The following is a 4,321-nucleotide window of genomic DNA, read 5'->3' on the forward strand; positions in this document are numbered from 1 at the left end:
AGCTGCGCCCGCGCCTGCGCGATGTCGGCGCCGCGCGCCTGCACCTGGGCGGCAAGGGAGGTGTTGGTCGCCGCCGTCTGCCGGAAACGGCGGCGCGCATCGGCCAGGTCGGCTTCCGCCTGCGCAAGGGCGATGCGGGCGTTGGTGGGATCGAGCCGGACCAATATGTCGCCGCGCTTCACCGCCTGCGTATCGGACACCAGCACCTGCGTCGCCTGGGCGGAAATGAGCGGCGTGACTTGCGCCACTTCGGCGTTCACATAGGCGTTGTCGGTGCTGACATGATTACGGCCGACCAGTTCATACCAGATAAGGTAGACAAGGCCGATCGCGACGACTGCGACCGCAAGGCGGATGAGCCATTTCTTGCGCTGCCCCATCTTCGCCGTCCGTTCGGCAACAGCGGCGTCCGAAGTGAATTCTGGCGTTGCATCAGCCATGGGGGAGATCCTTGGACAAGGCGTCGCGGGGCGTGAAGCCGCCACCTAGCGCGCGAATGAGAGCGATGTCGAGAGTGAAGGCGCTGGCCTCCAGCTCCGCGACGGACTGGCGCGCGGCCAGCATCTGGTCTTCGACGTTCAGCACGTCGAGAAAGGTGAACAGGCCGCCGCGATAGCGCTTCTGCGCGATGCCATAGGCCTCTTCCGAAGCGGCGAGCGCGGTGCGGGCGGCGGCCAGGCGGCGTTCCAGATTGTGGCGGCCGCTGACCGCGTCCGCGACTTCCTGATAAGCGCCCAGCACGGTCTTGTCATAGACGGCCACCGCTTCGTCATAAGCGCCGCGCGCGCCGCGATAGCGCGCCCGGATCGCACCGCCATGAAAGATCGGCAGGCTGATCGCCGGGCCAACGGTGCCGAACAGCGAATCCTTGCTGAACAGCGTGTCGGTGAAAGGGCGCGGGCCGGATGCGGGCAGATTTTGGAAGTCGGTATTATAGCCCAGCGATTGGATACCGGCGAGCGCGCTCAGGCGAATGGCGGGATAGAAGTCGGCGCGCGCCACCTTGATGCGCTTGGCCGCTGCCTCCGCCCTTGCCAGCGCCGCGGCGATGTCGGGGCGGCGGGCGACCAGATTGGTGGTGACGTCGGCGGGCAGTCCCGCAGCGGCCAGATTGTTCAGCCGGGGACGCTCGATCGACAGGCCGCGATCGGGGCCCGCGCCGATCAGGGCGGCGATCTGGTGCCGCCGCACGGCGATGGACTGGTCGATGGCGGCGAGCGCGGCCTGCGCGGTCGCCACGGTCGCGTCAGCCTGCCGCACGCTGCCGCGCGTTTCGAGGCCATTGCGCTGCCGGTCGGATACCAGCTTCTGGCTGGAGGAGCGGATTTCCAGCGTACGCTGCTGAATGTCGCGCTGATCGTAGAGGCGCGACAGTTCGGCATAGGCGTCCGCGAGGGTGGTGGTCAGCACCAGCTGCGCCTGCCGCGCGTCGATGCGCGCCGCCTCCGCTTGCGAGGTAGCGGCGGCCAGCGCCGCGCGGTTCTTGCCCCACAAGTCAAGGTCGAACGCCAGATCGAGCGCGATCCGGCCCGTGCCGAGCCAGCCCTGCGGCACGAAATCCTTGGGCAGTCCCATATTATAGCTTTGCCGCGTGGCGGCCGCGCTCGCATCCAGATCGGCGGAGGGCAGCAGCGCCGCTCCGGCCTCCCGCGCAGCGGCGGCGGCCTGACGGAAACGCGCGCCAGCGGCCGCCATGTCGGGCGAGGCGCGAAGCCCCTCCTCCATCAACTGGTCAAGCTGGGGATCGCCATAGACTTTCCACCAGCCATCCGCTGGCCAAGAGGACGCGGATTCCTGGCCCAGGCTCTGGCTGGCGGCGACGCTCTGCGCCGAACGCAGTTCGGGCTTTGGTCCAAGATCGGGCGTCGCGGTGCAGGCTGACAGCAACATCGCTGGAAGCAGAAGGGACCCGGCGCGAAGAGGAAAAAGGGGACGACTCACGAACATCAACCGTACCAACCAGTATGAAAATCGCCCTTGCGCCCGATGCAGGAGCTAGTCAACCCAATTGTCATACTATATGGTACGATTTCATGACGGAGCTTGTTTCCCCCCCTGCGATCAGCCGCCGCGAGGCGCGCCGGCGTGACCGGCAGGACGCCATATTGGAAGTGGCGCAGCGCCATTTCCTGGAACATGGCTATGGCGCGACCACCATGTCGGCGATCGCCGCGACGCTCGGCGGATCGAAGGGAACGCTCTGGAACTACTTCCCGAACAAGGAAGAATTATTTTCCGCCGTCCTACGCCGCGCGACGGCCGCCTATCATGCGCGCATCGCCCGAATATTGGACGAGAGCGGCGAACTGGAGCCGACGCTGCGCTGCTTCGCGAGCAATCTGCTGCGGCAGGTGACGATGCCCGAATCGGTCGCGCTACACCGCCTGGCGCTGGTCGAGGCGGGGCGATGGCCGAAGATGGGGGAGATTTTCTTCGATCTCGCGCCACGGCATACCCGCGCCCTGCTGGGCCGTTTCCTGCTGGGGGCGATGGAGAGGGGCCAGTTGCGACACGCCGACCCGGCGCGGGCGGCGCACACGCTGATCACGCTGACGCTGTCGGGTTGCTATCAGAAGATCATCTGGGGGCAGCTGGATAAACCAGCCAGCGAGCAGATGGACGCGGACGTGGCCTTTGCCGTCGATTGCTTCCTGCGCGCCTACGCGCCGGAGCAAGGGGTGCAGCAGACGGGCACAGCCCATTAACCATTTTTTGGCGCTGCGGCTGTATCGCCCGTAAGGGAGGATGATCGCATGCCGTTTTTCAAATCCACGGGCCAGCCGCACGATGAATTTAGCGGCGCACGGCCGCCGCGCCGCCGCAGCCTGCTGCTGATCGAGGAAGACGCGACGGCGCGCGCGGTCATCGCGCGGCGGCTGGCGCATCTGAATTATGACGTGATCCTAGCGGAGGATGGCTTTGCCGCGCTCAACCGCCTGATCGGCCGGACGGTCGACATCATCCTGATCGACATGGGGATCAGGAAGCTGCCCGCCATCGCCGCCATGAAGAAGATCCGCGCGGCTGGCCTCGCCGGAAACGCCAGCTTCGTCATGATCACCGGCACGCAGGACAGCGCGTCCATCGTGGAGGCGCTGAAGGCGGGCGCGGACGACCATATCGCCAAGCCGTTCGACTTTGACGTGCTGGACGCGCAATTGCGCCATCTGTGCGGCCGGGCCGAACAGATCGGCGCGCTGGCCCGCCACAATGCGGAACTGGACGCGCGGATCGCGCGGCGGGCGGTGGAACTGGGCGAGACGCGCGACGCGTTGCGCGAAATGCAGGCCGATCGCGCGCGGCTGGTATCCTCCATACAGGCGCTGCACGAGGAAATCGCGCGGCTGAGCGCGGCGCGCAACTGAACGGAAACGTCAGCGCCGCAGCCAGTGCGTCGCGACGAACCAGCCGCTGATCGCCACCGCCATCAGCGCACATACGCCCACCACGCCCCAAAAGGCCCATGGCTCATGCGCATAGGGGATGCCGTCGACATTCATGCCCAGCAGGCCGGTCAGGAATGTCAGCGGCAGGAACACCAGAGCGACGATGGAGATGATCAGCGCCTGCCGGTTCATCTGTTCGGCGCGCAGGTCCGTCAGTTCTTCATGCGCCAGGGCCGAACGCTCGCGCACCGCCTCCAGCTCCTCCGCCATGCGGGCGCAGCGGTCCGCCGCTTCCTGAAGGTGCAGGCGGTCGTCAGGCTCCAGCCAGACCGTTTCCGCCAGCGATAGCCGCTCCAGCGCCTGCCGCTGCGGCGCGATGAAACGGCGGTAGCTGATCGCCGTAGCGCGAATGCCGGACACCTGACGGCGCACTTCGGCCGCCGTGCTTTCGCCCATGCCGCTTTCAATCTCGTCCAGACTGTCGCCAAGCTCGGCAACTTCGGGATCGAGCGCTTCGGTGATCTGGCGGGATAGCTCCGCGATCAGGTCGCCCGGATCGTGGATTTTCCCGGCCAGCATGCACGCGATCACCGGATCGAGCGCGGCAAGAGGGCGGTAGCTTACGGAGATGACGCGCGCATGTTCGGCCCACAAGCGGATCGACACGAGGGCATCGCCAGTGGGATCGTCCATCGTGCTGAGCCCGCGCAGATTGACGAGCGCCCCTCCCCCCATGATCGTGCAGCGCGGACGGGTTTCCTGAGCGAGCAGGGCGGAAAGCGCGGCCTCCGGCATGTGGTCGCAGCGGGAGGCGACGGCGCGCGCATCCTCTTTCCACCCGTCCGCATGCACCCAGCTGAACGGCGCATCGCCGGTCTGGGCACAGAAAGCGTCCAGGGTGATTTCCCGCGCCCTGATGCCGTCGCTGATGAAGA

General features: G+C 66.7%; 4 protein-coding genes and 1 pseudogene. 2 read left to right on the forward strand and 3 right to left on the reverse strand.

The features are described 5' to 3' along the window. Both L288_RS32255 and L288_RS32260 read right to left on the reverse strand, forming a co-directional pair. Positions 1 to 440, reverse strand: a pseudogene (locus L288_RS32255) (EmrA/EmrK family multidrug efflux transporter periplasmic adaptor subunit); the annotation flags it as partial. Further along, positions 433 to 1,947 (reverse strand): efflux transporter outer membrane subunit, encoded by a 1,515-nt coding sequence (locus L288_RS32260; RefSeq protein ID WP_031304398.1) that lies wholly within the window; start codon positions 1,945 to 1,947, stop codon positions 433 to 435. The pseudogene L288_RS32255 and the gene L288_RS32260, both read right to left, overlap by 8 nt. Positions 1,948 to 2,033: 86 nt before the next feature. Between L288_RS32260 and L288_RS32265 the strand changes: the two genes are divergently transcribed. Together L288_RS32265 and L288_RS32270 are read left to right on the forward strand one after the other, a co-directional pair. After that, positions 2,034 to 2,705 carry a TetR/AcrR family transcriptional regulator gene (locus L288_RS32265; RefSeq protein WP_031304399.1) on the forward strand — a complete coding sequence of 224 codons (672 nt, stop codon included), beginning with the start codon at positions 2,034 to 2,036 and terminating at the stop codon, positions 2,703 to 2,705. Positions 2,706 to 2,753: 48 nt separating this feature from the next. Beyond that, complete coding sequence (locus L288_RS32270) at positions 2,754 to 3,365, forward strand: response regulator transcription factor (RefSeq protein WP_021238360.1); 612 nt, start codon at positions 2,754 to 2,756, stop codon at positions 3,363 to 3,365. A gap of 9 nt (positions 3,366 to 3,374) precedes the next feature. On the opposite strand, the gene L288_RS32275 is transcribed toward L288_RS32270, so the two are convergent. Continuing rightward, entirely contained in the window at positions 3,375 to 4,316 is a 942-nt protein-coding gene (locus tag L288_RS32275; RefSeq protein WP_031304400.1) for a zinc transporter ZntB, read from the reverse strand. Positions 4,317 to 4,321: the final 5 nt, after the last annotated feature.

This window comes from Sphingobium quisquiliarum P25, from assembly GCF_000445065.1.
GTDB classification, from domain to species: domain Bacteria; phylum Pseudomonadota; class Alphaproteobacteria; order Sphingomonadales; family Sphingomonadaceae; genus Sphingobium; species Sphingobium quisquiliarum.